22 protein-coding genes and 1 pseudogene are annotated in these 26,296 nt (G+C 45.0%); 17 read left to right on the top strand and 6 right to left on the bottom strand.

From position 1 onward, the window contains the following. Positions 1 to 76: 76 nt before the first annotated feature. Together BLQ60_RS13175 and BLQ60_RS13170 are read right to left on the bottom strand one after the other, a co-directional pair. Entirely contained in the window at positions 77 to 3,217 is a 3,141-nt protein-coding gene (locus BLQ60_RS13175) for an efflux RND transporter permease subunit (RefSeq protein ID WP_092621513.1), read from the bottom strand. Between the two features lie 132 nt (positions 3,218 to 3,349). Further along, positions 3,350 to 4,447: pseudogene (locus BLQ60_RS13170) on the bottom strand (efflux RND transporter periplasmic adaptor subunit); the annotation flags it as partial. 203 nt (positions 4,448 to 4,650) lie between these two features. On the opposite strand from BLQ60_RS13170, the gene BLQ60_RS13165 reads away from it, so the two are divergent. The 3 genes from BLQ60_RS13165 to BLQ60_RS13155 all read left to right on the top strand — a co-directional run bounded on the left by BLQ60_RS13165 (position 4,651) and on the right by BLQ60_RS13155 (position 9,359). Continuing rightward, positions 4,651 to 5,271, top strand: coding sequence for a TetR/AcrR family transcriptional regulator (locus tag BLQ60_RS13165; protein ID WP_171259116.1), 621 nt, complete (start codon positions 4,651 to 4,653; stop codon positions 5,269 to 5,271). Between the two features lie 629 nt (positions 5,272 to 5,900). Further along, on the top strand, positions 5,901 to 8,594 hold the full coding sequence (ppc, locus tag BLQ60_RS13160) for a phosphoenolpyruvate carboxylase (protein WP_092621504.1): 2,694 nt from the start codon (positions 5,901 to 5,903) through the stop codon (positions 8,592 to 8,594). A gap of 135 nt (positions 8,595 to 8,729) precedes the next feature. Then, on the top strand, positions 8,730 to 9,359 hold the full coding sequence (locus BLQ60_RS13155) for a DedA family protein (RefSeq protein ID WP_092621501.1): 630 nt from the start codon (positions 8,730 to 8,732) through the stop codon (positions 9,357 to 9,359). Between the two features lie 208 nt (positions 9,360 to 9,567). On the opposite strand, the gene BLQ60_RS13150 is transcribed toward BLQ60_RS13155, so the two are convergent. Next, on the bottom strand, positions 9,568 to 10,425 hold the full coding sequence (locus BLQ60_RS13150; RefSeq protein WP_092621498.1) for an NAD-dependent epimerase/dehydratase family protein: 858 nt from the start codon (positions 10,423 to 10,425) through the stop codon (positions 9,568 to 9,570). A 115-nt stretch (positions 10,426 to 10,540) separates the two neighbouring features. Here BLQ60_RS13150 and argA point away from each other — a divergent pair, with 115 nt between their 5' ends. The 10 genes from argA to BLQ60_RS13100 all read left to right on the top strand — a co-directional run bounded on the left by argA (position 10,541) and on the right by BLQ60_RS13100 (position 20,480). Beyond that, the gene (gene argA / locus BLQ60_RS13145; RefSeq protein WP_378235111.1) at positions 10,541 to 11,920 is read left to right on the top strand and encodes an amino-acid N-acetyltransferase; all 1,380 of its coding nucleotides are present in this window, start codon (positions 10,541 to 10,543) and stop codon (positions 11,918 to 11,920) included. Between the two features lie 265 nt (positions 11,921 to 12,185). Beyond that, positions 12,186 to 12,548 (top strand): RcnB family protein, encoded by a 363-nt coding sequence (locus BLQ60_RS13140; RefSeq protein WP_092621495.1) that lies wholly within the window; start codon positions 12,186 to 12,188, stop codon positions 12,546 to 12,548. Between the two features lie 167 nt (positions 12,549 to 12,715). Beyond that, entirely contained in the window at positions 12,716 to 13,810 is a 1,095-nt protein-coding gene (locus BLQ60_RS13135) for a zinc-binding metallopeptidase family protein (protein ID WP_092621492.1), read from the top strand. A 103-nt stretch (positions 13,811 to 13,913) separates the two neighbouring features. Further along, the gene (locus BLQ60_RS13130; protein WP_092621489.1) at positions 13,914 to 14,420 is read left to right on the top strand and encodes a GNAT family N-acetyltransferase; all 507 of its coding nucleotides are present in this window, start codon (positions 13,914 to 13,916) and stop codon (positions 14,418 to 14,420) included. A gap of 151 nt (positions 14,421 to 14,571) precedes the next feature. Next, positions 14,572 to 15,228, top strand: coding sequence for a CDP-alcohol phosphatidyltransferase family protein (locus BLQ60_RS13125; RefSeq protein ID WP_092621579.1), 657 nt, complete (start codon positions 14,572 to 14,574; stop codon positions 15,226 to 15,228). A 31-nt stretch (positions 15,229 to 15,259) separates the two neighbouring features. Next, positions 15,260 to 17,023, top strand: coding sequence for a bifunctional alpha/beta hydrolase/class I SAM-dependent methyltransferase (locus BLQ60_RS13120; RefSeq protein WP_092621486.1), 1,764 nt, complete (start codon positions 15,260 to 15,262; stop codon positions 17,021 to 17,023). A gap of 3 nt (positions 17,024 to 17,026) precedes the next feature. Further along, positions 17,027 to 18,457: a phosphatase PAP2/dual specificity phosphatase family protein gene (locus tag BLQ60_RS13115; RefSeq protein WP_092621483.1), complete on the top strand. Its 1,431-nt coding sequence runs from the start codon at positions 17,027 to 17,029 to the stop codon at positions 18,455 to 18,457. Beyond that, entirely contained in the window at positions 18,441 to 18,890 is a 450-nt protein-coding gene (locus tag BLQ60_RS13110; protein ID WP_092621480.1) for a hypothetical protein, read from the top strand. The genes BLQ60_RS13115 and BLQ60_RS13110 overlap by 17 nt, the downstream gene beginning before the upstream one ends. After that, a complete protein-coding gene (locus BLQ60_RS13105) occupies positions 18,878 to 19,540 on the top strand; it encodes a lysophospholipid acyltransferase family protein (RefSeq protein ID WP_092621477.1) in 663 nt (220 codons plus the stop codon). Before BLQ60_RS13110 ends, BLQ60_RS13105 begins: the two co-directional genes overlap by 13 nt. 1 nt (position 19,541) lies before the next feature. Then, positions 19,542 to 20,480 carry a phosphatidate cytidylyltransferase gene (locus BLQ60_RS13100; RefSeq protein ID WP_092621474.1) on the top strand — a complete coding sequence of 313 codons (939 nt, stop codon included), beginning with the start codon at positions 19,542 to 19,544 and terminating at the stop codon, positions 20,478 to 20,480. Positions 20,481 to 20,533: 53 nt separating this feature from the next. Here BLQ60_RS13100 and BLQ60_RS13095 read toward each other — a convergent pair whose 3' ends face one another. Beyond that, on the bottom strand, positions 20,534 to 21,445 hold the full coding sequence (locus BLQ60_RS13095; RefSeq protein WP_092621471.1) for an alpha/beta hydrolase: 912 nt from the start codon (positions 21,443 to 21,445) through the stop codon (positions 20,534 to 20,536). Positions 21,446 to 21,587: 142 nt separating this feature from the next. On the opposite strand from BLQ60_RS13095, the gene BLQ60_RS13090 reads away from it, so the two are divergent. Continuing rightward, positions 21,588 to 22,022, top strand: a complete 435-nt coding sequence (locus BLQ60_RS13090; protein WP_092621469.1) for a DUF2147 domain-containing protein — start codon at positions 21,588 to 21,590, stop codon at positions 22,020 to 22,022. 93 nt (positions 22,023 to 22,115) lie between these two features. Here the strand turns inward: BLQ60_RS13090 and murJ are convergent, their stop codons facing one another. Next, a complete protein-coding gene (gene murJ, locus BLQ60_RS13085) occupies positions 22,116 to 23,663 on the bottom strand; it encodes a murein biosynthesis integral membrane protein MurJ (RefSeq protein WP_092621466.1) in 1,548 nt (515 codons plus the stop codon). A gap of 85 nt (positions 23,664 to 23,748) precedes the next feature. Continuing rightward, entirely contained in the window at positions 23,749 to 24,312 is a 564-nt protein-coding gene (gene ampD, locus BLQ60_RS13080) for a 1,6-anhydro-N-acetylmuramyl-L-alanine amidase AmpD (protein WP_092621463.1), read from the bottom strand. Positions 24,313 to 24,495: 183 nt separating this feature from the next. Here ampD and nadC point away from each other — a divergent pair, with 183 nt between their 5' ends. Genes nadC through BLQ60_RS13065 form a run of 3 tightly spaced genes read left to right on the top strand, consistent with a single transcriptional unit; the run spans position 24,496 to position 26,294 of the window. Further along, positions 24,496 to 25,338, top strand: a complete 843-nt coding sequence (gene nadC / locus BLQ60_RS13075; protein ID WP_092621460.1) for a carboxylating nicotinate-nucleotide diphosphorylase — start codon at positions 24,496 to 24,498, stop codon at positions 25,336 to 25,338. 12 nt (positions 25,339 to 25,350) lie between these two features. Further along, entirely contained in the window at positions 25,351 to 25,713 is a 363-nt protein-coding gene (locus tag BLQ60_RS13070) for a winged helix-turn-helix domain-containing protein (RefSeq protein ID WP_092621457.1), read from the top strand. Then, complete coding sequence (locus BLQ60_RS13065; protein WP_092621455.1) at positions 25,710 to 26,294, top strand: hypothetical protein; 585 nt, start codon at positions 25,710 to 25,712, stop codon at positions 26,292 to 26,294. The genes BLQ60_RS13070 and BLQ60_RS13065 overlap by 4 nt, the downstream gene beginning before the upstream one ends. The last annotated feature ends 2 nt before the right edge of the window (positions 26,295 to 26,296 follow it).

Below are 26,296 nucleotides of genomic sequence, written 5' to 3'. Positions count from 1 at the left end.
CGTTGTCTGGCTTGCCCTCATTTTGTATTGCAAAAATACTACATATCGCCCGCAGAAGATAGCAATTTCTTACAAACTATGCGCTGGATTTCGCCGTATCGTCTTTTTTCACTTTAAACCATGCTGCATAGACCGCAGGCAAGAAAAATAGCGTCAAAACTGTCGCTGCAATCAAGCCCCCCATGATCGCCACCGCCATTGGTCCAAAGAAAATACTGCGTGACAATGGAATCATCGCCAGCACCGCAGCCAAAGCGGTCAAGATAATCGGTCTAAAACGGCGCACAGTGGAGTCGATAATCGCTGTCCACGGATCAGAGCCAGCGCTAATATCCTGCTCAATCTGATCAATCAGAATCAACGAGTTACGCATAATCATCCCCGACAAGGCAATGGTGCCGAGCATCGCCACAAAGCCAAACGGCTTGCCAAATAATAATAAAAACACAGTCACGCCAATAATCCCGAGTGGTGCGGTGAGCAACACGATGATGGAACGAGAAATACTCTTGAGCTGCAACATCAGTAAGGTGAACACCACCGCTAAGAATAATGGCATACCTGCATTGACTGACTTCTGTCCACGAGCAGATTCTTCTACGGTTCCGCCCACGTCGACCAAATAACCACTTGGTAATTGCTGACGCAATTGATCAACTTGCTCCGCCATTTCTGCGATAAATGTTGCAGGCTGTTTATCGGTACGCATATCGGCACGCACGGTAATGGTCGGTAAGCGATTTCGGTGCCAAATCAAGCCTTCTTCAAAGCGATATTCGATATTGGCAATCTGCGCTAGTGGCACACTACCACCATTGCTGGTTGGTACAGCTAGACTCGATAGTGCCCCGACATCAATGCGCTCTTTGGCATCACCACGCATACGAATTTCGATCAATTCCCGTTTTTCTCGATATTGATCAATCACACTACCTGTCAACGAGCTACTCAAAAAGTTCGCCAAATCTTGACTGGTCACACCCATCTGACGTGCACGGTCTTGATCGACTTTCAGGTAAATCATTTTACTCGGTTCACCCCAGTCCAGATGAACATTGGTGACATCGGCTTGCTCACCGAGTGTTGAAGAGAGCTGTTGTGCCCATTTACGCACTTCGCCAATGTCCTCGCCTGATACTCGATATTGGATTGGGTAGCCAACTGGTGGTCCATTTTCAAGCAAAGAGACCCGTGTACGCACTTGCGGTAAGATTTCTCGCAATTGTCGATCTAAGTTTTGACGGATTTCATTACGTTCATCAAGTGAGCTTGCCAATACCACGAACTGGGCAAAACTGGCTTGTGGCAACTGCTGATCGAGTGGCAAGTAAAAGCGTGGCGAGCCTGTGCCTACATATGCCACATAATTATCAATGCCTTTTTGAGTCTTTAAGAATTGTTCGACTTTTTTCACTGCCTGCTCGGTGGCTTTGAGTGAAGCGCCCTCTTCCAATTTCAAATCAATTAAGATTTCACCCCGATTCGACGGTGGGAAAAATTGTTGTGGAACCGTTTTAAACAGCGCCAAAGAGCCGATAAAAATCGCAACCGTCACCAGAATCACCGTCTTACGATATTCAACACAGGTATTGACCATCTTGCGAAAGCGTTGATAAAACGGCGTTTGGTACGGGTCATGATCCGCATCATGCTCGATCGGTTTCGGTGCGGGCTTTTTGCGCAGTTTCGCCCAGAGTCGCTGATACCACGGTGCAGGTTGCTGATGCATATTCTGAAAATCAGGCAACAGTTTTGCACCCAGATACGGTACAAACACCACTGCCGCCACCCAAGATACCAACAAAGCAATGGTCACCACTTGGAAGATCGAGCGAGTATATTCCCCTGTGCCCGACTGCGCTGTCGCAATCGGTAAAAAGCCCGCTGCGGTAATCAATGTGCCCGTGAGCATCGGAAAGGCGGTACTCGTCCATGCAAAGCCAGCGGCTTTCAGTCGACTGTAGCCCTGCTCCATTTTGATCGCCATCATTTCCACAGCGATAATGGCATCATCCACCAGTAGCCCAAGCGCCAGAATCAGTGCGCCAAGGGAAATTTTATGCAGTCCGACATCGAATAAATTCATGCCTGCAAAAGTCATCGCCAAGACCAGCGGGATTGAAAATGCCACCACCAGACCTGTCCGAAATCCCAATGAGAAGAAACTTACCAATAAGACGATAAAGACCGCTTCGGCAAGCACTTTCATAAACTCATTGACACTGCGTTTCACCGCCACAGGTTGATCTGAGACTTTGCTTAGCTTCATGCCCACAGGCAAGGTGTCTTGTAATAGAGCAAATTCGCTTTCAAGATGCTTGCCTAATGCCAAGATGTCGCCACCTTTACGCATCGACACGGCGATCCCAATACCATTCTCACCCATAAAACGCATGCGAGGCTGGGCAGGCTCACTAAAGCCACGATAGACCTCAGCCACATCACCGAGTTTAATGGTGCGATCACCCACCAACAGAGACATGGCACGTAGTTCATCTACAGATTTCAGCTCACCACTGACCCGAAGCTGAATCCGATCACTCTGCGTTTCAAAATAACCCGTCGAGTTAATACTGTTTTGCGCATTCAAGGCTTGCTGAATCTGGGTCACGGGAATGCCCATATTGACCGCTTTGGTATTGGAAATTTCCACCCAAATCTTTTCGTCTTGCAGACCCACCAAATCGACTTTCCCGACATCAGGCACACGCTGTAGTTGTAATTGCAACCGATCAGCATATTCCTTCATGGTGGCATAGTTATAATCATCGCCAGTCAGTACATAGATATTGCCAAAGGTGTCGCCAAATTCATCATTAAAGAATGGTCCTTGTACCCCCGACGGCAATTCATGCTTCATATCGCCGACTTTTTTGCGCACCTCATACCACACATCAGGAATCTGCGCAGAACGCATCGTGTCCTTGGCGACAAACGTCACCATCGATTCACCCGGTCGAGAATAGGCGGCAATGCGCTCGTATTTGCCCGTTTCCATCAGTGCTTTTTCGATGCGATCGGTGACTTGCAAGGAGACTTCCCGTGCTGTTGCACCGGGCCAATAGGTCTGTACCACCATCACCTTAAAGGTAAACGGTGGATCTTCACTTTGCGACAGTTTGGAATAAGATAAAAAGCCGACGACCGCCAGTAATGCCATAAAGTACAGCACCAAGCCTTTGTTCTTAAGTGCCCATTCGGATAAGTTAAATGACATGATTTAGCCCTCCGAATTGGCTGTTGCAGGCGTCGCAGATGCATTCTGTGTGGCTGTATTTGCTGGCTTTTCACTTGGCTGAGCTGTACCTGATTGTGCTTTGCTTGGCTGTGAGGTATCCGTGGTATTTCCCAGCGTCACAGGACGATTGTCTTCATCGACTAAGCGCACTTTTTGCTTTTCACGGAGCAAATGCACGCCACCGACCACCACCCATTGATCGGCGTTTAAGCCTGCCAACACAGGCACACGATCATGATGATATTCACCGAGTTGTACCCAAGTGCGATGCAGTGTCTGATTCGGTGCAACCACCCACACATAAGGCTTGTCATTGACCGCAGAAATACTCGACAAAGGTACGGTGACTTGTTCTGCATCTGTACTTTGGAAAAACACCCGAGCACTTTGCCCAAGCTGGATCGCTTGGCTTTGATTGCGTAGTGCCACTTTGACTTGGAAAGTCCGACTTTGATCAGCGGCTGGGGCGATTTCTCGTACATAGGCATCAAAGCGTTGCTCTGGTGCCGACCACAGACTCACTGTCGCTGACTGCCCAACACGCAGTTCACGCACTGCATTTTCTGCTACACCGATCACCACATCTCGCTCACCATCCAGTGCCAGTTGATATGCAGTTTGACCCGCTGCAACCACTTGCCCGACTTCAATCTCTCGAGTAGTAATCACACCGTTTTTGGTGGCACGCAGTTGATTATATTGGCTTTGGTTTTGTGCCATGGCATAGTTGGATTGGGCTTGTTTTAGGCTGGATTGTGCGGATTGATATTGATTTTCTGCACTGTCATATTGTGAGCGACTGACCGCATTGTCTGGTAACAGCTGTTTAAAACGGTTCAATTCAGCTTGGCTATTATTGAGCGCCGATTGGGCTTGTTCGAGCTGTGCACGGGCGGCGTTAAGTTCTAAATTAGCATCTTTCACATCCAGACGGGCAATCACCTGTCCAACACTTACTCGATCGCCGACATCGACCGTGCGTGCCACCACTTGTCCGCCAACACGAAAAGCCAAATTGGTTTGCTGGCGAGCTTGCACTTCGCCTGCATAGCTTTGCGTTTGCTGATGGTTGGACTCGGGCTGAGTCACCATGACGATTTTTAATTGTTCAGGCTTTTTTTCTGGTTTGCTACAAGCGACTAGCGTCAGACTCATCAATAACACAACGCCTGTGTTCAACCATGTTGCAAAATGCTGTCGACTATTCATGATTTGTACTCTTTATACTGCCTTTATCGTGCGTCTATGCACACACTTGCCCTGATCGATGCGAATCCCTATCCCTGCGGATGGTGTGCGAAAACAATGCTTCGCTATTTCTATACTAGGCAGTATAATAATTGTTGTCATTGTAAGCTAGACATTTTTTAATGTCAGTAAAGTCAATCTGCTTAAGAAGGAAATGCGCCAGCATGCAACCCCAAGTCGGTCGTCCCAAAGATCTGAAAAAACGCCAAGCGATTTTGGAAGCAGCTACGCAGTGTTTCTTGCGTACAGGCTATGAGGGGACTAGCATGGACAGCATCGCCAAGCTCGCCAATGTCTCTAAGCTCACGGTATATAACCATTTCCAAGATAAAGCACATTTATTTGGTGCTGCGATTTCCATGGTCTGTGACCAACGCCTGCCCAAACATTTCTATCAGTTGGATATTCACAAGTCGGTCGAAGCACATTTATTTGAACTGTCCGTGGCATTTTTAAAGATGGTGTATTCGGATGAGGCGATCAAATTGCATCAGCTGATGACCAGCTTAGCCAGCCAAGAGCCTGATTTGGTCGCATTGTTTTTCAATTCTGGACCACAGCAGACTCGCACCAACTTACTCTCATTATTTCAACAGTTTCAACAACATCAACTCATCGATATTGATGATGAATTGCTGGCGATTGATTTATTTTGTACCTTAATGACCGATGTGCATCATGACCGTGTGCTTTGGGGGATCGACCCTGTGCCTGATTTGGCAAAAATCCAGACCAAGGTCAAACATCAATTGGCGATTTTCTTTAAAGTCTATCCTTTGCGTTAGGGCAATCTTCTACACAACATTGCATCATTGCGCATAATTTTAAAGTCATCCGTATACGTTTATGCTCTTTTTATTTCATGCTCAGAACACTGCCTCTATGTAGCGAAATTTTTTGCTTACATTCACGCCAATCGACTGTCGTTTTATGCAAATAAGATATTTCGATTTGCCTTTATAGTGATCTTTCTACCGCTCCGTATTCTGGACATTGCACCTGAGGTATCAGACTTTAGCCCAAGCCATTTGTGGCAAGCGCATGATGCGAGTAGACTAAGCCGAGAACAAGATTTTGATGCTTGAATATAGGGTCTGTTGACATCTCACAGATGCTTGCGACTACGGATGTTTTTTAGGTGACACTAGGCAGGAATGAGGAAGTTTAGTCATTCTAAATGACTCTTTCCTAACGACGTAGCGCCAAAAAACATCCTAGTCCCAAAGGGTTATCGCTAAAACTGCCATAAACTTCGTTATGAAACTTGGTAAGGGAGTGACCATTACCTTCGTTTCATGTCTCGTTTCTGTTGTTTTAGCTGATAACGCAATGCATGGTTGAAATGTCAACAGACCCTAGCTATTTTTCTTTTTTTGATCCATCCCGCCGCCGCTTTTAAGGAGCCAAATAAACCATGAGCCAAACAGAAATTGATGTGGAACTACGTGATGATGTGCGTGTATTGGGGAGTTATTTAGGCGACACCTTAAAACAACAAGTCGGGCAAACCCTGTATGACCAAGTCGAGCATATCCGTAAATATGCCAAAGGCGCACGTGATGGTGATGCGCAGGCAGAGCAAAAATTGGCGGAAATTTTACAGAATTTAAGTGATGAAGATGCCTTGCCTCTAAGCCGTGCATTTACCCATTTTCTCAACTTTGCCAATATCGCCGAGCAATATCATGGGGTGCGGCAGCGTCGTCGCAATCAATTTCACCTTGATAGCGATGAACTGAATCACAGCAATGTGTTACAGCATCTATTTAAGCTCAGCCAATCTGAAAAAATCGATGCGCAGACGCTTTATGAAACTGTACAAAATCTGCATATCGAGCTAGTACTGACCGCCCATCCAACCGAAGTTAGCCGTCGCACCTTGATTCAAAAATATGACGACATCAGTCGCTGTCTAGCCGATTTGGATCAACGCAAACTGACCCCGATCGAACAAGCCCAACTCGAAGCGCAATTACAACAAGAAATTAGCGCCGCATGGCAAACCGATGAAATTCGCCAAAATCGCCCAACACCAGTCGATGAGGCAAAATGGGGCTTTACCACCATCGAGCAAACATTATGGACGGCGGTACCGAAGTTTATCCGTGAGCTAGATCAACTGGTGCTCACTTACTGTGGCAAACGCTTACCCTTAGATAGCGCACCGATTCGTTTTGCCTCGTGGATGGGTGGCGACCGTGATGGCAACCCAAATGTCACGTATAAAGTGACTGAGGAAGTGTTATTGCTGTCACGCTGGAAAGCAGCAGATTTATTCTTAAAAGACATTGAGAATTTGCGCTGGGAACTCTCCATGCAACAGTGCACCGCTGAATTCGCAGAAAAAGTCAATCACCACGTTGAGCCATATCGTGAGCGTTTACGCAACCTGCGTGACCGACTACAACTGACCTTGCGTTGGTTAGACGCCAGATTGCATGGGCAAACGGCGCTAGATGATACTGGCGTGATTCACTCGACCCAAGAGTTACTTGAGCCGTTGCACGATTGTTACCAATCCTTAACTCAAAGCAAAATGCAAAATATTGCGGATGGCTTATTGCTGGATGTGATTCATCGTGCCAACTGTTTTGGCATTGAATTGGTCAAGCTCGATATTCGTCAAGAATCCACCCGTCATCGTCAAGCAGTCAGTGCCATCACGGCGTATCTCGGCTTAGGCGAATTTTCTACTTGGAGCGAACAAGCCAAACAAACATGGTTGATTCAAGAGCTGTCCAATAAACGCCCATTATTGCCACATCATGTCGAGCTGAACCCTGAGGATGCGCTGGCACATGCCGATGTACAAGAGGTCTTGGCGACGGTCAAAATGTTGGCTCAGCAACCGCCTGAGTCGCTCGGTGCTTATATTATTTCTATGGCGGAATATCCAAGTGATGTATTGGCGGTGATGCTCCTGCAAAAAGAAGCGGGTGTCGCCAAGCCCCTGCGTGTAGTGCCATTATTTGAGACCTTAGACGATCTGGATCGTGCAGCATCAACCATTGATCAACTGCTGAATATGCCGTGGTACAAGCAACAAATTCAAGGCAAGCATGAAGTGATGATCGGCTACTCCGACTCTGCCAAAGATGCAGGATTCATGTCTGCCAACTGGGCACAATATCGTGCTCAGGAACAACTCACTGAAGTGGCGCAAAAGCACGGCATTCAATTGACACTATTCCACGGTCGTGGTGGTTCGATCAGTCGTGGTGGTGCACCAACCCATCAAGCACTCTATGCACAGCCGCCAGGTTCGATCAAGGGCGCAATCCGTGTCACCGAACAAGGCGAGATGATCCGCTTTAAATTTGGTTTAGAGCCAATTGCCATTCAGAACTTAGAAATCTATTGTGCGGCGACCTTAAAAGCCACCTTACTGCCACCGCCAAAGCCTGAGCCTGCGTGGCGTGAGCTGATGCATCAAATGACCACAGAATCGGTGCAACTGTATCGTAAAACAGTGCGTGAACATCCTGATTTTGTTCGTTATCTGCGTACCGTGACACCAGAGTTAGAACTGCAAATGCTACCGTTGGGCTCTCGCCCTGCAAAGCGTAAAGTCGGTGGTGGCATTGAATCTTTACGTGCAATTCCGTGGGTGTTTGCATGGACACAGATTCGCCTGATGCTCCCTGCTTGGCTCGGCACTGGCGCTGCGATCCGACATGCACTCGATGCACAGCAAAAAGACACCTTATTGACCATGTTAGATCAATGGCCATATTTCAATACCTTGATCGATATGTTGGAAATGGTCTTGGCAAAAGCCGATCCACGTATTGCGCAGTACTATGAGTCACATCTGACCGATGACCCTGCCTTGATCGAGCTTGGCGATAGCTTGCGTAAACGCTTGGATAAAGCAGTGGATACTGTGCTTCAGCTTAAGTCTGGCTCGACACTGATTGAAGACAAAGATAACTTTGATCAATCGATGCGTGTGCGCAAAACTTACCTGTTGCCGTTACATTTGTTGCAAGCAGAATTAATGCGCCGTCGCCGTCAATACATTGAACAAGGACAAGAGCAAACCCCTGTCGATCATGCCTTAATGGTCACCATCGCAGGCATCGCTGCGGGACTACGCAATACAGGTTAATTGATCTGATGTTATTGATCTGAATTGACTTGAGTTGAATTGACCTGCAACTTATAAAAAATCACAGATTGCCTAATGCAAGCACGAACGACTCCTGCTAGCATTAGGCAAATTTTTTGATTTGAATGAAACGCAATGTATTTGCTTGATTTTATTTTGCATGTCGACCAACACCTCGTCGAGTTCGTGACCAATTATGGGGTGTGGATTTACGGCATTTTATTTTTAATTATTTTTGTCGAAACTGGTCTGGTGGTGATGCCATTTTTACCTGGTGACAGTTTACTGTTCGCTGCGGGTGCTTTGGCTGCCACTGGTGCAATGGATCCTGTGTTATTGGTTATTCTGCTATTTATCGCTGCGGTGCTTGGCGATACGCTGAATTATCATATCGGGAAATATATTGGTCCTCGAGTGTTTAGCATTGAGTCACGCTGGATCAATAAAGAATACTTGTTCAAAACCCAAGCCTTTTTTGAAAAGCATGGTGGCAAGACCATTATATTCGCCCGCTTTATTCCTTTTGCACGGACTTTTGCACCCTTTGTGGCGGGTGCCAGCTCGATGAATTATAAATATTTTTTGAGCTATAACGTGATCGGTGCGATCTGTTGGGTGGGTTCATTTATTCTGTTGGGTTATTTATTTGGCAATATTCCTGCGGTCAAAGACAACTTCACCTATGTCATTTTCGCCATCATCATCTTGAGCGTACTGCCTGCAATCTATACCTTTGTCCGTGAACGCTTTAAAAAACAGGCTTAAGATATAATGCTGATCAGTTAAGCGTAATTTCATTATTACTGATTGATAAATCTCCCCTAACCCCTCTTTGAAAAGAGGGGAATACCATTGAATTCAACACTGTATTGAATCTCGAAATACTCCCTCCTTTGAAAAAGGAGGGTTGGGGAGGATTAAAAAATACTTAACTGACTGGCTTTAGGCTTAAGATAGGCGCTCCTCCATTTTTTCAAAGGGGAGGCTCGGTGGGGATTATCTTAGTCAATAGAGGATGCGCAGAATATTTCAGCTTATAACCCGACTGCGTAAAACGATCCGCACGCAGTCGTTTGCCTGTTGTCTTTGCATCGGCATGAATCGTTAGCGGTTCAAATTGATGTTCCGCACGGATGATATTGAATAATTCATGTTGTATGCTCGGGCGTTGGTCAGTCAGGATATAGCTTGATTCGATATTTTCTACATTTTCAATCTGCATGAAGTACTGTAAAAATCCCACCAAATCACTGCGATGAAGCCGATTGGTCCAATGATTTGTCGTCAATTGCGTAGTTTCTAATGCTTTCGTTTTGAGATATAGACTGTGCTCCCGATATAAACCACTGGGGCGGATGATGGTGAGCTTTTCCTGCCAATACGCCGACCACAGTTGCTCCGCTGCAATCAGGGTCTGCCCGATCGGATCATGCGTCTGTGGCGTAGTTTCGTCATTTAACCATTGTCCGCTATCCTCGCCATAGACACGCGTAGAGGACACAAAAATCACTTTTTGAATCGGATGATGTTGCAATGCCCGAAAGACTGGGCGAGCGCTATCAATGAAAATCTGCTGATAGCCATCCACGCTGCGTTCACTTGGTGAAACAATGACATAGACCCAATCAAAACCATGCTGATCGGATAGATCTAAATTTAGAAAATTTAAATCTTGAATATCTTGCGCAACATGCTGGATATTCGCTTGAGCAAAGGTTTGTGCGCTTCGACTCACGCAGGTCACTTGATGTGTTGCCCCATCGCCTTCTTGTGCCAAGCCCTCAGCGAGCGCTCGACCAATTTGACCACAACCCAAGATTAAAATATTCATCTCATCGCATCCGCAAACGACATATACAAATGACTGATTCCAAGCACTTTTGGCAATGCATCGATAGTGCTATGCTTGGCATGTTGTATCGCATATTGAAAAATAAGGTCATCCCGTGACAAAACCAGCACAGCCCACCCCAAATCAAAATAACTTATCCTTGGATCAAGCATCTACGCCTGACTATGTGCATTGGTTTCGTCATGCAGCACCGTATATTAACACGCATCGTCATAAAACTTTTGTACTGATGTTCGGTGGCGAAGCCCTGCAATCTGATAATTTTCAGCATATTATTCATGATATTGCACTACTGCATGCGCTGGGTATACGGCTGGTTTTGGTACATGGTGCACGTCCGCAAATCAATCACAATCTGGCACAGCTTCAGCTTAAAACCCCATTTTTAAAACATCGCCGTATCACCACCCGTGAATCTTTGCCTGCGGTGCTCAGTGCGGTTGGTTCGATTCGTTTGCAGATTGAAGCCTTACTGTCGATGGGACTCGCCAACTCACCGATGTATGGCGCACGCATCGATGTGGTCTCAGGCAATTTCGTCACGGCAAAACCGTTTGGTATCCACGAAGGCGTTGATTTTCAACTGACAGGTGAGGTGCGTGCCATTGATCATGATGCCATCACGCATAATCTGAAAAATAATCAAATCGTCCTACTTGGTCCGACAGGCTATTCTTCCACGGGTGAAGTGTTTAACTTGCGTGCAGAAGAGGTAGCGACACGTGCTGCCATTGACTTAAAAGCGGATAAACTGATTTTTCTTGGGGAACAGCGTGGCTTTTTAGACAGCCAGCACAAACTCATTCGAGAGCTCACACCACAGCAAGCCACACATCATTTGACACAATTCGATACGCCAAATCATGAGCAGTATTTGCACTTGGCAGGTGCAGTACAGGCGTGCAAAGCTGGCGTGAAACGTTGTCATCTGCTGTCGTACCATCAAAATGGTGCGCTTCTTGGTGAGCTATTTACCCGTGATGGTCTCGGTACGCTGGTCACAGCGATGGACTATGAAGCAGTGCGCCAAGCCACGATTCAAGACGTTGGCGGATTGCTCAATCTGCTGCGTCCTCTTGAGGAGCAAGGCATCTTGGTGTATCGCTCACGAGAACGGCTAGAAGATGAAATCGAGCACTTTGCCGTGATTGAACGTGACGGGATGATCCTTGCCTGTGCTGCACTTTATCCGCTCCCTGTTGACGATACTGAACCTGCGTCAGGTGAAATTGCCTGCGTTGCGGTGCATCCCGACTACCGTAAATCCAATCGTGGCGTGCAAGTCTTACACTTTTTGGAGCAACGTGCCAAACACCTTGGCATTGGACAGTTATATTTGCTCACCACCCATACGGGGCATTGGTTTATGGAACAAGGCTTTGAAAAAGTCGAATTGAGCGAACTGCCAAGCGCGCGCCAAGCCATGTACAACTATCAACGCAACTCACAAGTATTTCGTAAATTGATTGACTAATCGATAGATGATTTTTGCATTTCAACCACTTTGATTAGGGTCTGTTGCGATTCAGACGACGCATCGTCAAATTCATTGCTCAGTACACCATGACCATGAAAAATGACCCAAACCATCGGAAATGATTCTCATCTATTGTCATTTCCATGCACAAAAATCCATCGTTTCTACATAGTTTTCACGTAAAAGTAAAACCAAATTCATCAACAGCCAAAGCCAATCGGTTATGATTGCTGGCACACACCCAATTGAATAGGTTGCTCGTATGAAACAACTTGCTGGATTGATTATTGTTATGCTGAGCTTAATGGCAGGGCAAACCACGTTTGCAAAGCCAAAAGACAACCAGCATCCGCATGATCCGTCTTTTGAGCAAGATCGACACGGGCAAGGCGATGAGCGCCAGAAAAATGACAAAGGTCGAGGTCAAGGCAAAAAACAGCAACGTCATAACGCCCCGCTCAAAGCAGGACAAGCCTTACCAGAAGAGTTTCGTCATGCCGAGCGGGTTGATTATCGAGATCATCGTCAACTCAGTGAACCGTCTCGTTACCAGCAATGGGTCAAGGTCAATGACCGTTTTGTGCTGATGAATGTGCTGACCAATACCATTTTAAAAGTAGAATAAGATTAAATCTGCTGATACAGACACTTATACCGACTTTACCAATGCAAAAATAAAGCCCTGACCTGTGCTTCGTTTTGCGAGTTTTCTACGACTTCTAGGTCAATGCACTTTTCAATCACAGCTAATTACCCTATGATCGAACACGATTCTTTTTAGTTTTAGCGGATATGAAAGTTTTTTATTGTAATCATTGCCATGCGCAAATCATGTATAGCAACAGCTTATGCATCTCTTGCAATAAAGTGGTGGGTTATTTACCGACAAGTCAAGATATGGCGACGTTCGAGCAAACCGAACAAGGCTGGCTTGCGCTTGATGGTTCGGAAAAACTATACCGCCCGTGCGCCAACTATCAAGAATATCATGTCTGCAATTGGATGATCGACGCTGACGATCCCTCAGCTTATTGTTGCTCATGTCAATTGACCTCGGTGATCCCGAATCTGCACGAAGAAAAAAATATTGAATATTGGGCAAAACTCGAAATCGCCAAACGCCGTTTTTTATATATCACCCAGCGTCTCGATATTTTCCCACGACCAAAAACCAGCCCTGATGATGCGCTCGGTTTGAGTTTTCAGTTTTTGGTACCGACCGAAGACCATCCCGTGATGACAGGTCATGCCAATGGGGTGATTACCTTGAATGCCTTTGAGGCAGATCATCTCTATCGAGAACAAACCCGCATTACCATGGGCGAAAACTATCGCACTCTACTTGGACACTTTCGCCATGAGAGTGGACACTACTATTTTGATGTGTTGATCGCAGATACCCCGTGGCTGGCTGAGTTTCGGCAGATTTTTGGAGACGAGCGTCAAGATTATAGCCAAGCCCTCCAAAACTATTATGAACACGGTGCGCAAAAAGATTGGCAAGAACGCTTTATCAGCACTTATGCCACCAGCCATCCTTGGGAAGATTGGGCGGAAACTTGGGCGCATTATCTACACATGATCAGCACCTTAGATACGGCGTATCATATCGGCATGACCGTGGAAAAACGCCATAAGAACGGCCCTGAACTGCGCTTCACCGAATCACCCACCCATGCGCAAGATTTTGAACTGACCTTAAATAACTGGTTTGCGCTCACGTATGGTCTAAATTCGCTGAACCAAAGTATGGGACTGGAAGATGCCTATCCATTTGTACTGTCGAGTACCGTCTTAGATAAGTTACGCTTTATCCATAAAGTCTTACAACAAGTCAGTGCGCATAAGCGTGAAGATGAACGCTTTAATCTATTACAACGCTGTTAATCGTCAAATCTAGACTAAAGTCTTTGAATTTTATATTTTTAATCTTTTGCACCGTTAATATATTCTGCACAATATAGCGGACGCAAAAGTGGGTGAAGTGAACATGATTAGACTAGCAAGCAGCGAAGATTTTGCTCAAATTTGGACTTTTTTCAAACCCATTGCCCAAGCGGGCGAGACTTATGCCTATGATCGAAACATCAGTCAAGAGGAGGCTTTTCATCAATGGATGAATTTACCTCGTCAAACCTTTGTTTTTGAAAAAGATGGGGAAATTCTCGGTTCGTACTACATCAAAACCAACCACGCTGCTGCAGGTGCGCATGTCTGTAATTGTGGTTACATGGTGTCCGAAGCAGCACGTGGGCAAGGCGTGGCGGCGCAGATGTGTGAACACTCGCAGCAAATCGCCCGTGAGCTAGGTTATTTGTCGATGCAATTTAACTTTGTGGCATCAAGCAATGCAGGTGCTGTGCGACTTTGGCAAAAACTTGGCTTTGACATTGTTGGGCGATTACCAAAGGCGTTTAATCACCCAACCCAAGGCTTGGTCGATGCTTTGGTGATGTACAAATGGCTTGGCGATTCACATTCTGACCGAAACACTTAACGATTCATGACGTCCGCATATTCTTGATGGCGTCATGAAAATATGCAACGACAACAACGCATAATAAAGATTTAACTTCGAACAAAAAACCGATACACTGAATTGATCATTGATTTTATTAAAACTGAACAATAAGACTGCGCAATTCATCATGCCATCCATCTATCAGCTCAAGCCTGCCTTTCAAAACCTACTTCGACCCTTGGTCAAAGGGCTGTATCGACTGGGCGTCACTGCCAATATGGTGACGCTAGGCAGTATGCTGGTTTCAGTCTTTGTGGCGATTGGGATTTATTTTAGTGTGCAGTCGCCTCATGGTTCGATCTGGTACTTTCTTTTGTTGCCCGTGTGGATGTTGCTGCGCATGGCGTGTAATGCCATCGATGGCATGCTGGCTCGTGAGTTTGGGCAACAGTCCCACCTCGGTGCGTATCTCAATGAATTGTGCGATGTGATCAGCGACAGTGCACTTTATCTATGTTTGATTGCATTTACTTTAATTAGTCATAAGCTGTTATTTTTATTTATTTTTTTGGCAATCCTAGCGGAATATGCAGGGGTCATGGCGCCGATTATTGGTGCCGAACGTCGCTATGATGGCCCAATGGGCAAAAGCGATCGTGCCTTTGTGATCAGTGTATTGGCAGTGATTATTGCCTTGAGTCCAACACTACAAGCAAAGTTTCAAAATATACAAATTCAACAGATTGATACAGTGATCAATGGCATATTACTGCTATCGAGTGTGTTATTAATACTGACCATTTTTAATCGTATTCGACAAGGACTATTACATCACAAAGATTAGGATCGACTTGAATCAATATAGGAAAATAAATATGTATAACAACCACAAACAGCAATTTCAAAGCCATGATGGACAGCACATCGTCTATCAACATTGGCAAAGCAATCAATCCATTGATACACCCGCAGCAGATAAGCAAGCGATTATTCTTCTGCATCGTGGGCATGAACATGCCGAGCGTATGGCACATTTAGTCAGTGAACTGGATTTGCCTGAGTTTGATTTTTTTGCATGGGATCAACGTGGACATGGACATACCGAGGGTGCACGTGGTGATGCACCAAGTTTTAGTGCGGTGGTGCTGGATTTAGAATATTTTGTGCGCCATATCAATCAGTCCTATCAAATCAAAACAGAAAATATTGCGGTGATTGGGCAAAGCGTTGGCGCCGTGCTTGCTGCCACTTGGGTTCATGACTATGCGCCAAAAATCCGTGCGCTGTGCCTTGCCTCGCCTGCATTTGATATTAAGCTCTATGTGCCTTTCGCTCGTGCAGGTTTGACCGCACTGGCAAAAGTCCGTGGTAATTTCTTTATTACCAGCTATGTCAAAGCCAAGATGCTGACCCATGATCAAGCCCGTGCCAAAAGCTATGATGAAGACCCGATGATTGCCAAAGCGATCTCGGTGCGGATGTTGCTTGGGCTGTATGAGGCGAGTGATCGAATTGTCGCTGATGCACAAAATATCTTTGTACCGACGCAGGTACTCAGTTCTTCTGCCGATTTCGTGGTGCGTCAGCCACCACAGCGCAGTTTTTTTGAAAAATTAGCACATCCCAATAAAGAATGGCATGTGCTAGAAGGCTTTTATCACGACACTTTGGGTGAAAAGGATCGTCATCTCGCCATCGAAAAGATGCGTCGCTTTATCTTGGCAAACTTTGAGCACTCGCATCAACTCAACGTCTTAGATGCTGATGTGATCGGCAGTAGCTGTGCCATTGCCGAGCAGATTTCTACGCCTTTACCCGCCAAATCACTAAAAAATGCCTACTGGCAACTGGCAAAACAGAATTTAAAAATTGGCAGTCTATTTTCCAAAGGGTTAAAAATCGGGGAAAAGACAGGTTATGACTCAGGTTCAACGCTCGATTTTGTCTATCGCAATCAAATGGAAAGTAAAAATCCGCTCGGAAAGCTCATCGATAAACAATACCTCAATGCGATCGGCTGGCGTGGCATTCGTGTGCGTAAGCAAAATCTGGAGCTGATGTTAAAACAGTATGCCCAGCAATTGAGCACCGAAGGTCAAGCGGTGCGTATTCTCGATATTGCGGCGGGGCATGGGCGCTATATTTTGGATGCCGTGGCGCAGCTCAGTGAACGTCCTGCCTCGATCTTGTTGCGGGATTATAGCGACATCAACGTCGATGCGGGACAAGCCTTGATTCATGAACGTGGCTTGCATGATATTGCGCAGTTTGTGCAAGGCGATGCTTTTGATGCACAAGATTTGGCGGCGATCGAACCGAAAGTCAATCTGGCTGTAGTCTCTGGACTTTATGAGTTATTTGCAGACAATGCTTGGCTACGCAATTCCTTAACAGGTTTGTCGAATTGTGTTGAAGTCGGTGGTTATCTGATTTACACAGGGCAAATCTGGCATCCGCAACAAGAGTTTATCGCACGTGCCTTGACCTCACACCGTCAAGGGCAAGCATGGGTAATGCGTCTACGTGCGCAAGCTGAGATGGACGCTTTGGTGGAACAAGCAGGCTTTAAAAAAGTCGATCAACGTATTGATGAATTTGGTATTTTTACCGTTTCCGTGGCACAGCGTATCGCAGAGTAAACCATGATTATCAATCCGCCACAACGTGGTGTTTGGCAATATGGCATTTTATGCTTAGTCGTGTTGGCACCCTTTTTCTTCTGGTCTTACGGTTTCGCCAACCACTATGCCAGCCAATTGGACGCTGTACCCAGCATCGTCTATGCATGGGAAAAGCATATTCCATTATTACCATGGACGATCGTGCCGTATTGGTCGATTGATTTATTTTATGGCATCTCCTTACTGCTGTGTTTTACAACGTTTGAACTTCGCCAGCAGTTTTTACGTTTACTCAGCGCACAATTGATCGCTGTCAGCTGTTTTATTCTATTTCCCTTAAAATTCAGTTTTGAGCGCCCTGAAATCTCAGGATTTTTCGGCACATGGTTTGATATTTTAATGGGTTTTGATAAACCCTTTAATCAAGCGCCCTCTTTGCACATCATTTTATTAGTGATTTTATGGGATTTTTTCCGTCGTCATATCAAACCATCTTGGCGATGGTTGGTGCATCTGTGGTCATTTCTTATCGGACTGTCGGTACTGACCACATGGCAACATCATTTTATTGATATCCCCACAGGGCTCATGGTTGGTGCGATCTGTATGTGGCTATTTCCCTTAGATGGCTATAGTCCGTTACGCTGTGGTCGGCAAAAGCTGACGGCGAAGCATGTGAAACTTGCCAGCTTTTATGCTGTACTGGCAATTATCTTGAGCGCAATTGCCTTTGCGTTCGGTGGTGGTTTTTTATGGTTGCTTTATCCTGCGTTATCTTTGGCATTGGTGGCGCTGGCTTATTTACTCAAACAACCCTCGGTATTTCAAAAGCATAGCAATGGTACGATGTCGATTGCTAGTCGCTTGTTATTAGCACCTTATTTACTGATGGCATGGTGCAATAGTCGGCTGTGGACACGTTCGCATCCTGAGGACAATCTGATTATCTGCGTTGAGAATGTTGAGATTTATTTGGGGCGCATTCCTACGGCAGAACACGCCAATGCTTATGATGCACTGTTTGACTGCTGTGCCGAACTGCCACATGCCAAACGGGTGCAGCAATCGTTTGAAGCCTTTTATAGTCTTGATCTCATTCCCATTCAGGCTCAGCAACTAGATGAAGCGGTACAACGATTCGCGCATCTTTTTGCAGAGGTGCAATCTTTAGCGACTCAATCTACACCAAGTCAACCTGCAACATTGCAATCCTCACCGTTTGAATCCGCAGATTTATCCCATACTCAGGATGTAAAAAAGTTGTTGATTTATTGTGCTTTGGGCTATTCTCGAAGTAGTACCGTGTTGATCGCATGGCTACTACAACGTGGCGTCGTGCAAAGCCCTGATCAAGGCATGCAATTGATTCAACAGGCACGTCCTTGGATCGTTTTGAAACACGACAATCTCGCTCAATTGGAACAATGGCATCAGCATGGAACCGCACAATGATCGCATTCTATTCCAAGCGCAGACTTTGCTGGCGCTAAGTACAAGTAGCCTCGCCTTTTTGTTGAGTTGTGTGCTGGCGTGGTGCGGAATTTTTATCATTGCTGTGTTGCATCAGGTGTTGCTTTGGATTATTCCTGCGATATTTATCCTACTGATTCATTTATATTTTTATCTGCGTTTTTGCTTCGATCAGGGACTTTTAGCTCAGCTCATAGATGCTCAGCAACAAGGCACATCCATAGCCGAATTCACCACGCAACTTGATCAATCTCTTATATTTTTTAAGCTAGTTAAAGCATCGCACAATGTGCGCAATTGGGATGATCGCTTCACAGGTATCATGCGTTTATTTCGGTATTTTATTGGCAGTGCGGTGTTGATGTGGCTATATCTGATCGGTCTGATCATTGGGGTGGTGCTATGCCAAGTGTAAATAAATCCAGTCGTCTATTTCGAGGATTGACCTATTTTTTGGCATTTATTTTACGTCGCTCGACTCGTTTATTGACTGGCGCACGCAGTCTTTGGGTAGGCTGTCAGCCTGAGCAAAAACAACGCATCTATTATGCCAATCACAATAGCCATATCGATTTTATCCTGCTGTGGTCATCCTTACCGACCCAGATTCGGGAAAAGACTCATCCTGTGGCAGCATCGGACTATTGGCAACATAGCGCACTGAAACGATTTCTGATTCATGATGTGTTTCACGGCATTATCATCAGCCGTCAACATGAACAGGGTGAGGATCCGCTTGCCCCTGTGAAAGCTGCTTTGACACAAGGTCAGTCGATTATTTTTTTCCCTGAAGGCACTCGAAATCTCGAAGAAGATCAAGAGTTGTTGGACTTTAAAAGTGGACTCTTTCATCTGTCCCAACAATTTCCTGAGGTAGAAATTATCCCTGTATGGATCACCAATCTCAATCGGGTCATGCCCAAAGGTGCGGTGATTCCCTTGCCATTACTCTCCACGGTTGCTTTTGGTGAACCCTTAACCGATACGCAAAATTGTGAAAAATCGGTCTTCTTAGCGCAAGCACGACAGCAATTATTAGCCTTAAAAGATGCGGAGTATCAATAACATGAGTAACACCCATCTGACCGCACTGCTGTTTATCTTTATCACCATCTTGCTGAGTGTGGCGTCCACCATTGGTCACTTGCTCAAACAACGGGTCAATTATCAGCCACATGCCGTCATTGACAACCTCAATGCACGGATTAATGCGTGGTGGGTGATGCTGATCGTGCTCGGTGTGGCGATTCTGTTGGGTCATACCGCACTGATTATTTTATTTGCGCTGATTTCATTGTTTGCACTGCGGGAATTTATTACGTTATTACCGACTCGGCGGGGTGATTATTGGGCGCTATTGATCGCTTTTTATTTTGTCATTCCCTATCAATATTATCTGATTCACATCGATTGGTATGGTTTATATTCGATTTTTATTCCACTCTATATCTTCTTACTGATTCCAATTAGCACATTAAAACAAGAAGATACCACCAATTTTTTGGAACGTACCAGCAAAATCCAATGGGCACTAATGATCTGTGTGTTTTGTATTTCACACGTGCCTGCCATCGTCAATATAAACATTCCACAGTTCCAAGGTGAACAAATTTGGTTGGCGATTTGGTTAATTTTGGTGGTGCAAAGCTCCGATGTATTGCAATACGTCTGTGGAAAATTACTTGGAAAACATTTAGTTGCACCAAAACTTAGCCCATCCAAAACCATTGAAGGCTTATTTGGTGGCATGTTGCTTGCGACCTTACTCGGTGTGGCAATGCATTGGTTGACACCATTTAACCTCTGGCAAGCCGCTGTGATTGGCTTTATTGTCTGTGTCTTTGGCTTCTTTGGTGGTTTGGTGATGTCGGCGATCAAACGGGATCGAGGCGTCAAAGACTGGGGACACCTCATCCAAGGGCATGGTGGTATGCTCGATCGGCTCGATTCGATTTGCTTTTCTGCGCCGATCTATTTTCATATTTTGCGCTATTGGTGGACGTAAATCTGAATTATGATTTTTCATGTTCCACGTGAAACGCACAAAAATGCGCATTTTTAACGATCAATGTGATCGACAAACTTGGCAATATCACGTAGCGCACGTTTTGCGGTATCGACCCAATGGCTAAACATATGAAAGTTATGCCACATGCCAGGGTAAATCGTCAGGGTACAGTCCACATCCGCATCGTCTGCCGCCTGCTTTAAGCGTTTGGCATCATCCAGTAATATCTCTTTACTGCCGACATGGATTAACATTTCAGGCAAGCCTTTAAGATTGGCAAATAATGGCGAAACATAAGGTTCATCAACGCTGGCTTGATCATCCAAATAATATTTGATGCCATCTCGAAGCAATTGCTCAGACAACAACGCATCATGTTTGGCATTGCGCACGATCGATGCGCCGCCAAGCGACAGATCTAGCCACGGTGATAATAAAATCAAGCCATTCGGTAAAGGTTGCTTTTCATCCCGCAATTTTAAACACAATGCCAACGCCAAATTGGCACCGCAGGAGTCTCCAGAAAGTGTAATATTTTTCGCTGCAATGCCCTGCTCTAACGCCTCCAAATAAGCAGCTTGCAGTGCATCCAATGCATGTGGAAAGGCAAATTCTGGCGCTAATGGATAGTCCAGATGAATCACTTGTGCCCCTGTCGCACGCACCAAATCACACATCAAGCCACGGTGACTGTCCAGTCCACCTAAAAAAAATGCACCACCATGAATATGAAAAATCAACTGCGTTGCGGGCGCTTTACGGTGACGAATTTCTTCACAGCGCATGCCTGCTAAACTGATTTCTCGAAATGCAAGCCGTTGATCTACTGGGAATAATTTAGTCGCCTTGGCTAAAATCATGCGCAGTGTCTGTGCCGATAGCCCTTGTCGACTCGGAAAGTGAACCAGTGTTCTCAAGGCTTTTTCGATCACAAAATATTTGAGTTGTTGTGGAGCAGGCATATTATTTTTCCATAATGTGGCTAGATATTCACAAAATAAGCATATAAAATTACACGCATAAACGAAACAATCATAATAGAAATTCGTTAATGTTTTATCGTGGATGATGTAGGACAAACCCCTTTAAGGAAGGACGCAATAAATGAAAAAACTAGCCCTAATTACATTCGGAAGTTTGTTGGCAACCTCAGCTTTTGCTGCAGATCTCAATAATACCCAGTGGAAAACCATTGATGATGAATCAGGCAAAGCCAAAGCGATTGTCGAATTCAAAAAGCAATCTAATGGTTCATATACTGCTTCGATCGCAAAACAACTTGATACAACCTCGAAGAAAACCTGTGACGCTTGCTCTGGTTCACTCAAAGGTAAGCCAATCGAAGGTTTGACCATTGTACAAAACCTCAAATCAGACTCAGGTAATAAGTTTACTGGCGGGACAATTCTTGATCCAAAGTCAGGAAAAACTTATAAAATGAATGCGGAAATGGCTGCCAATGGTAAGACATTGAAAGTCCGTGGTTATATCGGTGTTGCTGCACTCGGTCGTAACCAAACATGGTATCGTGTGAAATAATTTCAACAAACAAGCATTTCACCAGATAAAATGCAAAAAGCTGTCCAAGGACAGCTTTTTTATTGGGCGATATACGGCGAAATATGTTGCGCTTTATGGGCGTAAGTGACGTGGTCTAAAGCCAGTTGCTAGCAAAGCAATGCCGTACACCGCCGCACCCAAAACACAGAGCAAAATCAGCGATACGATGCGAATGATCGCCCCAGTCTCGCCATTAAACCATTGTAAACCGAACCAAAGAGCGATGATCATGGCAATATTGGCAACGGCAAATTGTACGATGGTTTTCTTCCAGTGCCCTTCGAAGCGATAAATATTACGACGATGCAATGCCACATAGAGCAATCCTGCATTGACCAACGCCGAGCCTGATGATGCCAATGCCAGTGCCATATGCTGTGCCTGCCAGCCAATCAGATGAAAAATTCCGAGCAAAATAATGGTAATCAGCATATTGGCAAAGACGGTAATCATGCCGATACGCACAGGTGTCTTGGTATCTTGTTGTGCATAAAAGCCTGGCGCAAAGACTTTGATCAGCATAAATGAAATCACGCCTGCACTCATACATTGCAATGCCAAAGCAGTCATCTCGGTATCTCGAAAGGTAAACTCACCGTGTTGGAACAGCGTTTGAATGATCGGCGTAGCCAGCATACCGAGCGCAATACTGGCGGGCACACCGACCAAAATAATCACTTTGGCAGCCCAATCAATCATCCCACGAAATTTTTCCGCATCTTGCTCAGCATGTCGGCTCGATAACGACGGTAAAATCACCGTACCAATCGCCACGCCAATCAAGCCCAATGGTAACTCGGTCATCCGCTCTGCGGTATACAGCCACGACACCGAACCATCTTGCATATGCGACGCCCAAAAGGTATTGAGCAATAAATTAATCTGCGTCACCGACACGCCAAACAATGCAGGCAACATCAATTTTAAGATGCGTTGCACGCCTTCATGTTTGAAGTCGAGCTTCGGTGGAATCAGTAATTTTTTACGCCATAATTCGGGAAGTTGTAAGGCTAGTTGTAGCACACCAGCGATCAACACCCCCCAACCCAGCGACATGATTGCAGGATCAGGATACATTTTTGGCGCTAAAAATAATGCCGCCAAAATCATACTGAGATTGAGCAAGACAGGCGCAAACGCAGGCGTGGTAAATGAACCGTAACTATTCAAAATACTACTGGCAAATGCCGTCAACGACATAAATAGCAGGTACGGAAAGGTCAGGCGAAATAGATCAATCAGCTGTGCAAATTTCTCAGGATCATCGGCAAAACCACCTGCATAGGCATATAAAATCGCAGGTGCTGCCACCATCGCAATGACGGTGAGCAAACTCATGATCAGCAATAAACCGCCAAATACACGACTAACTAAGATTTGCACTTCTTCGTGTGTTTTTGAAGTTTTATACTCTGTAAGTACGGGAATAAAGGCTTGGGAAAATGCCCCTTCGGCAAACAGTCGCCTGAAAAAATTGGGAATGCGGAACGCCACCACGAAGGTATCGAAGTCTTTGCCTGCGCCAAATACATTGAGCAAGACCATATCTCGTACCAAGCCTAAGATGCGTGACAACATGGTCATCGCACTGACAATGACGGTCGATCGCCATAGCGCCATGGTTTTTTATCCCAAATCACAAAAGTGCTTATTGTAGAGGAATTTTTAGCATTTGCATGCGCTAGACCATGTAAATCCAATGATTTTATGTAGCGCGTGTCTGCTGTAAAAGCCGACGTAGTTTTTGCCAATCAAAAAAATCACCGGGATCTGTTTTACGTTGCGGCGCAATATCCGAATGTCCTGCAAGATGCTGTTTGGTTTTTGGATAAGCAGATTCTAGTGCAACAATGACTTGGCTCAATTGCTGATATTGCACCTCTTCAAAAGGTAAATCATCACTGCCCTCAAGCTCGATGCCGATGGAATAATCATTACATTCCACTTGCCCAAGATAGCTCGAACGTCCTGCGTGCCACGCTCGATCGTTAAAATTGACGAACTGTAAAATTTCCCCAGTGCGCAAAATCAGCAAATGCGCTGAAACTTGCATCCCTCGAATGGTTTCAAAATAAGGATGCTTGCTATGATCGAGTTGATTTTGAAAAAATTGCTCGATATAACCGCCACCAAACTGCGATGGTGGCAAACTGATATTATGAATCACCACTAGACGAATCTCAGTCTGCTCAGGACGTGCATTAAAATTCGGTGAAGCGATCTGCCGAGCGATATTTAATCGTCCTTGTTCAATTTTTAGTTCAGTCATGATGCGCAAAATTTTATTGAATCTGATGTCATACGCATTATATTACTTGAGTTGTTGCACGTGCGCTGTGTAAATCTTTTTCTGCATTGATTATTTTTCAGTAAGTCATACAGGGCATATCAGCCATCACAAAAAATCCGCTATAATCAGTCTCAATTTTCATCATCCCTTTTTGAGTACACCATGATTTCGTCAACGATGCTTGAGCAAGCGATCCAAATCAATGTCCAACATGCCCTTGCAGAAGATATTGGCGATGGCGACATTACCGCACAGCTTACGCCTGCAGACGAGATTGCCCATGCACGGGTGATTACTCGGGAAGATATGGTGCTTGCAGGTCGTCCGTGGGTCGATGCAATTTTTGCGCAGCTTGATCCAACTGTTGAAGTGATTTGGCTAAAAAATGATGGCGATACTGTCCTCGCTAATGACGCCTTTTTAGAACTAAAAGGTAACGCACGTAGCCTGCTGACAGGTGAACGCCCTGCGCTGAATTTTGTTCAGACTTTATCTGCGGTAGCGACCAAAGTGAACGGGTATGTGAAATTGCTTGATGGCTTAAATACTAAAATTTTGGATACTCGCAAAACCTTACCGGGCTTACGTATTGCTCAAAAATATGCTGTAGCCATGGGTGGTGGTCAAAATCATCGTATTGGATTATTCGACGCATTTTTGATCAAAGAAAATCACATCATGGCGGCAGGCGGTATCGCCCAAGCAATCGACCAAGCGCATCAAATCGCACCAAATAAGCCTGTCGAAGTCGAAGTCGAAAGTTTTGATGAGTTACAGCAAGCACTCGAGGCAGGTGCGGATATTGTGATGCTGGATAATTTTAGTCAGCAAGAAATGATCGATGCAGTAAAACTGGTCGATGGACGTTGCAAACTTGAAGCGTCGGGCAACATTACCGTTGAACGCTTGCGTGAAGTGGCTTCGACTGGTGTAGACTATATTTCGATGGGCGCACTGACTAAAGATGTACAAGCCATTGATTTATCAATGCGTTTCGTCAAATAAAATTTCATTCCGATGACTCAATCAGCGCATCTCAGCCTCAAACTTCGCATCTATAATGATGCTGAGATTGCTTTTGGTCCAGGGAAAGCCGAGTTACTTCTAGCCATTCACGCCACAGGTTCAATCTCCAAAGCCGCCAAGCAGATGAATATGAGCTACCGTCGTGCTTGGCAGTTGGTCGATACTATGAATCGAAATTTCATCTCGCCATTGGTCAGTACGCAAACAGGTGGCTCGCATGGCGGCGGCGCACAAGTCACAGCGTTTGGTCTGGAAATCGTGGAGAAATATCGGCAGATGCAGGCGATTGCGAAGCAAAGTATTGAAAGTGAAATGGTAGAGTTTTCGCAATTAGTTTGTTCAAGTTCAAAATGACAGATAAGCAAAAGATTTATAAAGATTGGATGAAATTTTTAGATCCTGATGAAGTTAAGTTCCAACTTATCTCTGCGTCATTATATTTAACCGCATACGATTTATTAATTGAAAGTATCATTCAGAAAATTAAAGATTTTTATACCAATGGATTTAATGAAAATGGCTTAACTCTTGATACAAAATACGAAACTCAAGTACGCGAACTCTATCGAAAAGATATCATTATCGCTTCTTTGATCTGGTTAGAAAAAAATGGGGTTATTTCTAAAGATGATATCCAAAGCGTCAAAAATTTTAAGATTCATCGCAATGAACTAGCACATGAATTGTCTAAAATGATCTCCGATAGTGGAAAAAGAACGAAAACAGAATATATTGGTCAAATTCGTGATTTATATTTCAAAATACAAAAATGGTGGTTTGTTGAGTTTGAAGTGACAATAAATCCTGAGTTATCTAATGTCGATCCGAATGAGTTAGACTACGATGAAGTTCTATCATTTATCATGATGCCAATGAATTACATGGTCGAGATTACCAATGAAGAGTTAAGAAAAAAAGAAGATCGATCCAACTAACA

Source organism: Acinetobacter marinus (assembly GCF_900096915.1).
Classification (GTDB): domain Bacteria; phylum Pseudomonadota; class Gammaproteobacteria; order Pseudomonadales; family Moraxellaceae; genus Acinetobacter; species Acinetobacter marinus.
The sequence above is the reverse complement of the archived record's forward strand: the minus strand, read 5'-3'. Positions and strand labels throughout refer to the sequence as shown.

Bases quoted from the DNA above. Each gene is read 5' to 3' on its own strand.
- BLQ60_RS13115 (WP_092621483.1), top strand. From the start codon at position 17,027: ATGATTATCAATCCGCCACAACGTGGTGTTTGGCAATATGGCATTTTA.
- BLQ60_RS13175 (WP_092621513.1), bottom strand. From the start codon at position 3,217: ATGTCATTTAACTTATCCGAATGGGCACTTAAGAACAAAGGCTTGGTG.
- nadC (WP_092621460.1), top strand. From the start codon at position 24,496: ATGATTTCGTCAACGATGCTTGAGCAAGCGATCCAAATCAATGTCCAA.
- murJ (WP_092621466.1), bottom strand. From the start codon at position 23,663: ATGGCGCTATGGCGATCGACCGTCATTGTCAGTGCGATGACCATGTTG.
- BLQ60_RS13155 (WP_092621501.1), top strand. From the start codon at position 8,730: ATGTATTTGCTTGATTTTATTTTGCATGTCGACCAACACCTCGTCGAG.
- BLQ60_RS13120 (WP_092621486.1), top strand. From the start codon at position 15,260: ATGTATAACAACCACAAACAGCAATTTCAAAGCCATGATGGACAGCAC.
- ppc (WP_092621504.1), top strand. From the start codon at position 5,901: ATGAGCCAAACAGAAATTGATGTGGAACTACGTGATGATGTGCGTGTA.
- ampD (WP_092621463.1), bottom strand. From the start codon at position 24,312: ATGACTGAACTAAAAATTGAACAAGGACGATTAAATATCGCTCGGCAG.
- BLQ60_RS13070 (WP_092621457.1), top strand. From the start codon at position 25,351: ATGACTCAATCAGCGCATCTCAGCCTCAAACTTCGCATCTATAATGAT.
- BLQ60_RS13140 (WP_092621495.1), top strand. From the start codon at position 12,186: ATGAAACAACTTGCTGGATTGATTATTGTTATGCTGAGCTTAATGGCA.
- BLQ60_RS13100 (WP_092621474.1), top strand. From the start codon at position 19,542: ATGAGTAACACCCATCTGACCGCACTGCTGTTTATCTTTATCACCATC.
- BLQ60_RS13165 (WP_171259116.1), top strand. From the start codon at position 4,651: ATGCAACCCCAAGTCGGTCGTCCCAAAGATCTGAAAAAACGCCAAGCG.
- BLQ60_RS13135 (WP_092621492.1), top strand. From the start codon at position 12,716: ATGAAAGTTTTTTATTGTAATCATTGCCATGCGCAAATCATGTATAGC.
- BLQ60_RS13130 (WP_092621489.1), top strand. From the start codon at position 13,914: ATGATTAGACTAGCAAGCAGCGAAGATTTTGCTCAAATTTGGACTTTT.
- BLQ60_RS13065 (WP_092621455.1), top strand. From the start codon at position 25,710: ATGACAGATAAGCAAAAGATTTATAAAGATTGGATGAAATTTTTAGAT.
- BLQ60_RS13105 (WP_092621477.1), top strand. From the start codon at position 18,878: ATGCCAAGTGTAAATAAATCCAGTCGTCTATTTCGAGGATTGACCTAT.
- BLQ60_RS13150 (WP_092621498.1), bottom strand. From the start codon at position 10,425: ATGAATATTTTAATCTTGGGTTGTGGTCAAATTGGTCGAGCGCTCGCT.
- BLQ60_RS13090 (WP_092621469.1), top strand. From the start codon at position 21,588: ATGAAAAAACTAGCCCTAATTACATTCGGAAGTTTGTTGGCAACCTCA.
- BLQ60_RS13125 (WP_092621579.1), top strand. From the start codon at position 14,572: ATGCCATCCATCTATCAGCTCAAGCCTGCCTTTCAAAACCTACTTCGA.
- BLQ60_RS13110 (WP_092621480.1), top strand. From the start codon at position 18,441: ATGGAACCGCACAATGATCGCATTCTATTCCAAGCGCAGACTTTGCTG.
- BLQ60_RS13095 (WP_092621471.1), bottom strand. From the start codon at position 21,445: ATGCCTGCTCCACAACAACTCAAATATTTTGTGATCGAAAAAGCCTTG.